The organism is Microbacterium testaceum (assembly GCF_003075375.1).
Classification (GTDB): domain Bacteria; phylum Actinomycetota; class Actinomycetes; order Actinomycetales; family Microbacteriaceae; genus Microbacterium; species Microbacterium testaceum_E.
The window spans coordinates 1-6,109 of record NZ_QDFT01000080.1 but is presented as its reverse complement, the minus strand read 5'-3'; the positions used below and the strand labels follow the sequence as shown (position 1 = coordinate 6,109).

The window sequence follows — 6,109 nt, the reverse complement described above, 5'->3', positions numbered from 1 at the left end:
CGCGTACCTCGACGCCGTCGCCTGGATCCGGGATGCCGTGGTCGACCGCACCGGCCCGCGCCTCGTCGACGAAGGGACGCAGCAGGTCGCCGCAGCGCGCGGTGTCGCGCCCGCCGCCGAGAAGGTACACGCTCATCCGTCCATCATCCGCCCCCGGCTCACCCCGTGCACAACGGTGGAAGCCCACGGCGACACGCCGCCACACGACCCCCACCGCACGGCGTGCCGCCAGATTCCCCGCCGCTGTGCACCCAGCGCCGCCCACGGCACCCCCGGGGTCACCACAGCGCCGCCCACGGCACGCCCGGGTCATGCCGGGCACAACGGCGGGAGCCAGCGGCGACACGCCGCCACACGACCCCCACCGCACGGCGTGTCGCCATCTTCCCCGCCGCTGTGCACCCAGCGCCGCCCACGGCACCCCCCGGGGCCACCACAGCGCCGCCCACGGCACGCCCGGGTCACCCCGGGCACAACGGCGGGAGCCAGCGGCGACACGCCGCCACACGACCCCCACCGCACGGCGTGCCGCCAGATTCCCCGCCGCTGTGCACACAGCGCCGCCCACGGCACCCCCCGGGGTCACCCCAGCGCCGCGCACAGCGTCCCCGGGTCACCCCGGGCACAACGGCGGGAGCCCACGGCGACACGCCGCCACACGACCCCCACCGCACGGCGTGTCACCACATTCCCCGCCGTTGTGCACAACGACGCCGCGCACGGCGCCGCCCACGGCGCGCCGTCAGTACCGCCGCAGCAGCGCCGCCAGCGCCTGACCCCCGCCGATGCACATCGTCACGACGGCGTATTCGAGGTCGCGGCGCTGCAGGTCGAGGGCCGCGCGCACCGTGAGGATCGCCCCGGTCGCCCCGACCGGGTGCCCGAGCGCGATCGCACCGCCGTACGGATTGACCTTCTCGGGGTCGAGCCCGGCGTCGCGGATCACCGCGACCGCCTGCGCCGCGAACGCCTCATTCAGCTCGATCACGTCGACGTCGGCGGGCGTCAGACCCGTCCGCTCCCACAGGCGTTGCAGCGCGATGACCGGCGCATAGCCCATGATCTCGGGGTCGACGCCCGCGGTGGTCACGGCCTCGAGGGTCGCCAGGCCGGTCAGCCCGCGCTCGCGCACGTCATCCTCGCGCATCAGCACCATGGCCGCCGCACCGTCGTTGATGCCCGAGGAGTTGCCGGCGGTGACCGAGCCGTCCTTCTCAAACGCCGGACGCAGGCCGGCCAGTGTCTCGAGGGTCGTTCCCGGCCGCGGGTGCTCGTCGACCGCGACCTCGACCGGGCGCCTCCCGCCGGTCGTCACCGCGACGATCTCTTCGGCGAACGCCGCGCGAGCCGCATCCGTCGCCGCACGGCGCTGACTCTCGACGGCGAAAGCGTCCTGCTGCTCTCGAGAGACGTCGTACCGGGATGCCACCACCTCGGCCGTCGTTCCCATGTGCCGGCCGCTGAACGGGTCGGTGAGGATCGCGAGCGTGCCGTCGAGCAGGGTGCGATCGCCGAGTCGGGTGTTGCCGCGGGCGCCGTAGTCGAGGAAGGGCGTGCGCGACATGCTCTCGTCGCCGCCCGCCACGGCGACGTCGATCCCGCCCCAGCGCAGTTCCTGCGCCGCCGACCAGATCGCCTGCAGGCCCGAGCCGCACAGGCGGTTCACCGTGAACGCGGGCACGCGCGTGGGAAGCCCCGCGGCGAGCGCGACCCGGCGGGCGTTGTAGGCGTCGGGGCCGTTCTGCGCGATGCAGCCCATGACGACCTCGTCGACGTCGTCGGCCGCAACGTCCGCGCGACGCAACGCCTCGGCGACCGCGACCGCCCCGAGCTCGTGGGCGTCGACGCTCGACAGGGCCCCTCCGAACGAGCCGATGGGCGTGCGCGCCCCCGACACGAGGACGATCCGCGGGGCCGTCGAATCCCCCGCGAGCCCGCGATCTGCGGCCGACATCAGCTCGCGGCTTCCTCGGGGCGCTCCTGGGCGTCGAGGTCGGCGGCATCCGGGACGTACCCCTCGACATGGCGCTCGTTCGGACCGACATAGGCCGAGAGTGGGCGGATGAGCGCGTTCGACGCCTGCTGTTCGCGCACGTGCGCCGTCCAGCCGGTCACCCGGGCGGCGACGAACAGCGGCGTGAAGGTGAGCGTGTCGAAACCCATCAGGTCGTAGGCGGGGCCCGAGGGGTAGTCGAGGTTGGGGTAGATGCCCTTGCGCTCGACGAACTGCGCCTCGAGCGCGTCGTAGAGCGCGGCCACGTCGGGGCGGTCGTAGTGCTCGACCAGCGTGTCGAGGGCGGCCTTCATCGTCGGCACCCGGGAGTCGCCGCGCTTGTAGACGCGGTGACCGAAGCCCATGATCTTGCGCTTGGCGGCGAGGGCCTCGTCGAGCCACGGGCCGACGTTCTCGGCCGACCCGATCTCGGTGAACACGTGCAGCACGGCCTCATTCGCGCCGCCGTGCAGCGGTCCCTTGAGGGCGCCGATCGCGCCGACGACCGCGGAGTACAGGTCGCTCAGGGTCGACGCGATGACCCGCGCGGTGAAGGTCGAGGCGTTGAACGAGTGCTCGGCGTACAGGACCATCGAGCGGTTGAACGCGTCGACGACGACGGGGTCGGACTCGACGCCGAAGGTCATCCACAGGAAGTTCGCCGCGTAGTCGAGGTCGTCACGGGGCGCGACGAGCTCCTCGCCGCGCCGGCGGCGCTGACCGTACGCGACCACGGCGGGCAGCTGCGCCCAGAGGCGCACGGAGCGGTCGAGGTTCTCTTCGGGGGTGCCGACGGCATCCATCACGTTCGAGATCCCGGCGGTCTCGCGGGCGCCGATCACGCTCACGGCCGTGCGCACCTCGTCCATCGGGTGGGCGCTCGTGGGCAGCAGGTCGATCGCGGCGCGGACGTCGTCGGTCAGCGCCCGGTGCTGACGCTCGGTGGCGCGCAGGGCGGCGAGCTGGGCGGCATCCGGGAGCTCCCCGTTCCACAGCAGGTACGCGACCGCCTCGAACGGCTGCGTCGCGGCCAACTCCTGCACCGGGTAGCCGCGGTAGAGCAGGCTGTTGGTGTCGGGGTTGACCTTGCTGATCGCGGTCTCGTCGACCGTGACGCCGGCGAGGCCCTTCTTGATGTCGGTCATCGTCTCTCCCTCGAGTCGTGCGTGGTGTGTTCTCAGCGCTCGACGGTGAAGTCGAACACGTCGGCATCGAAGCGCGTGTAGCCCTCGTAGTCGATCAGGTCGTAAAGGTCGGCGCGGTGCTGCATCTCGCCGAGCTGGTCGCGCAGATGACCCTCGGATGCCAGGGCGTCCAGGCCGCGGCCCGCCGCTCCCATCGCGAGCCGCAGCAGCGACACCGGCCAGATGACCAGGTTGACCCCGGCGTCCCGCAGCTGCGCGGTCGAGAACAGCTCCGACTTCCCGAACTCGGTCATGTTCGCCAGGATCGGCACGTCCAGCGCCGTGCGCATCGCCTCGAACTCGCCCAGATCGCGCATGGCCTCGGGGAAGATCGCGTCGGCGCCGGCGTCGACCAGGGCCTTCGCGCGGTCGATCGCGGCATCCAGTCCCTCCACCGCGCGCACGTCGGTGCGCGCCATGATGAGGAAGTCGGGGTCACGGCGCGCGTCGACCGCGGCGCGGATGCGCTTGATCGCGGTGTCGGCGTCGACGACGCTCTTGCCGTCGAGGTGGCCGCAGCGCTTCGGGTTGACCTGGTCCTCGATGTGCGTGCCGGCGAGCCCGGCGTCCTCGAGGGTCTGGATGGTGCGGGCGACGTTCATCGGCTCGCCGAAACCGGTGTCGGCGTCGATGATCGCCGGCAGTTCGGTCATCCGCGCGATCTGCTGGCCGCGACCGGCGACCTCGGTCAGCGTGGTCAGGCCGATGTCGGGCAGCCCCAGGTCGGCCGAGATGACCGCGCCCGAGATGTAGACGCCGTCGAAGCCCTTGCGCTCGATGAGGCGGGCCGACAGCGGGTTGAACGCCCCCGGCATCCGCACGAGATCTCCGGATGCCAGCTTCTCGCGCAGCGCGCGGCGCTTCTGCTGCGGGGTGGTCTGCGCGTACAGCATCAGAACAGCCCCTTGGGCGCGGGAGCCAAAGCCAGCACGCCGGGCTTGGCGACGATCGTCAGCTGCATCACCTCGGCGGGCGTCAGCTCGGGCAGGCGCTGGACGAGCTCGAGGAACCGCTCGATCTCTTCGGGCAGCAGGACGGGCTCGGCCAGCGTCCGGAACTTGCGGATGTAGTCCTCGCGCGCGAACGGCCGGGCGCCGAGCGGGTGGGCGTCGGCGACGGCGATCTCGTCTTCGACGGTGGAGCCGTCGGCCAGGGTGATGACCACGCGGCCGCCGAAGGCCTTCTCGTTCGGATCCTCGGAGTGGTAGCGGCGGGTCCACTCGGCATCCTCGGCCGTGGTGATCTTCTGCCACAGCGCGACGGTGTCGTCGCGACCCGCGCGCTCGGGGGCGTACGAGTCCACGTGGTGCCAGGCGCCGTCCTGCAGCGCGACGGCGAAGATGTAGGGGATCGAGTGGTCGAGCGTCTCGCGCGAGGCGGTCGGGTCGTACTTCTGCGGGTCGTTCGCCCCCGAGCCGATCACGTAGTGCGTGTGGTGGCTGGTGTGCAGGACGATGGATGCCACATTCGCCGGATCGCGCAGGTCGGGCCGCTCGGTGCCGAGGCGTCGGGCCAGGTCGATCCACGCCTGCGCCTGATACTCGGCCGAGTGCTCCTTCGTGTACGAGTCCAGGATGCCGCGCTTGCTCTCGCCCTCACCGGGGAGCGGCACGTCGTAGGAGGCGTCGGGGCCATCGAGCAGCCACGCGATGACGCCGTCCTCGCCCTCGTAGATAGGCGAGGGGCTGGTCTCTCCGCGCATCGCGCGGTCGACGGCCTCGATCGCCATCTTGCCGGCGAAGGCGGGGGCGTGCGCCTTCCACGTCGAGATCTCGCCCTTGCGCGACTGACGGGTCGCAGTGGTCGTGTGCAGCGCCTGGCCGATGGCCTGGTAGATGGTGTGCTGGTCGAGGTCGAGCAGCGTACCGATGCCGGCCGCCGCGGCGGGACCGAGGTGGGCGACGTGGTCGATCTTGTGCTTGTGCAGCGAGATCGCGCGCACCAGGTCGATCTGGATCTCGTACGCCGTCGCGAGGGCGCGCACCAGGGCGGCGCCGTCGCGACCGGTGTGCTGGGCGACGGCGAGCACGGGCGGGATGTTGTCGCCCGGGTGGGAGTAGTCGGCCGCGAGGAAGGTGTCGTGGTAGTCGAGCTCGCGGACCGCCACGCCGTTGGCCCACGCCGCCCACTCGGGGCTCGATCGGCGCTCGAGAGCGCAGCCGAAGACCGTCGCGCCCGGGCCGCCGATCGACACCGCGTGATCGAGGGCCTGCTGGCGCGCGGCGCTGACGGGCTGGCGGGTGAGGGATGCCGCGGCCACCGCGGCATTGTCGATCAGACGGTTCACGATCATGTCGACCACGTCGTCGTCGACCGCGACCGGGTCGACCGCGACGCGCGCGAGAGCCCAGGCGAGCTGGCCCTCACGGGCGAGGTTCTCGTCGCTGCGGTGCACGCGCACGTGGTGGGTGATCGTCATGAGGGGTCCTCCGTGAGGGCTTCGAGGATGGTCGTGAGGGCGTTGTGCAGGTGCACGTGGGTGGCGTGCGCGGCGAGTTCGGGGTCGCCGCCGCCGATCGCGCGGGCGATCAGTTCATGCTCTCGCGCCGAGGCGGAAAGTCGCAGGGGGTTGTCGCGGGCCATGCGCCGCACCCGCACCAGGTGGGTGCGGACGCTGCGCAGAGCGCCCGACAGATACGCGTTGTCGACGGCCGCGTCGATCGCCGCGTCGAAACGGGCGATGAGGGCGTAGTACGCGTCCGCGTCGGCGGTGCCGATCGCGGTGAACTCCGCCGCGAGGGCCGTGAAGACGCGCCGATCGCCGCGCTGCGCGGCCAGTCGGGCCGCCTCGGTCTCGAGCGCGCGGCGCAGTTCGAACAGTGCGCCGATGTCGTCGGCGTCGATGCCGGCGACCACGGTGACGCGCGCCGAGGCCTGGGCGACCAGTCCGTCCGAGGCGAGCCGACGCAGCGCCTCGCGCAGCGGCGTGCGA

5 protein-coding genes are annotated in these 6,109 nt (G+C 72.2%); all 5 read right to left on the bottom strand.

What is annotated here, in order from left to right; genetic code table 11:
- Nucleotides 1-742 precede the first annotated feature (742 nt).
- Nucleotides 743-1,954, bottom strand: a complete 1,212-nt coding sequence (locus DC432_RS15700; RefSeq protein WP_116538638.1) for a thiolase family protein — start codon at nt 1,952-1,954, stop codon at nt 743-745.
- Nucleotides 1,954-3,138, bottom strand: a complete 1,185-nt coding sequence (locus DC432_RS15695) for a bifunctional 2-methylcitrate synthase/citrate synthase (RefSeq protein WP_116538637.1) — start codon at nt 3,136-3,138, stop codon at nt 1,954-1,956. Before DC432_RS15695 ends, DC432_RS15700 begins: the two co-directional genes overlap by 1 nt.
- A gap of 32 nt (nt 3,139-3,170) precedes the next feature.
- Nucleotides 3,171-4,070, bottom strand: a complete 900-nt coding sequence (gene prpB / locus DC432_RS15690; RefSeq protein ID WP_116538636.1) for a methylisocitrate lyase — start codon at nt 4,068-4,070, stop codon at nt 3,171-3,173.
- Nucleotides 4,070-5,596: an MmgE/PrpD family protein gene (locus DC432_RS15685; RefSeq protein WP_116538635.1), complete on the bottom strand. Its 1,527-nt coding sequence runs from the start codon at nt 5,594-5,596 to the stop codon at nt 4,070-4,072. Before DC432_RS15685 ends, prpB begins: the two co-directional genes overlap by 1 nt.
- Nucleotides 5,593-6,109, bottom strand: a 517-nt coding sequence (locus tag DC432_RS15680; protein WP_133177974.1) for a GntR family transcriptional regulator, incomplete at its 5' end; no start/stop codon positions are given. The genes DC432_RS15685 and DC432_RS15680, both read right to left, overlap by 4 nt.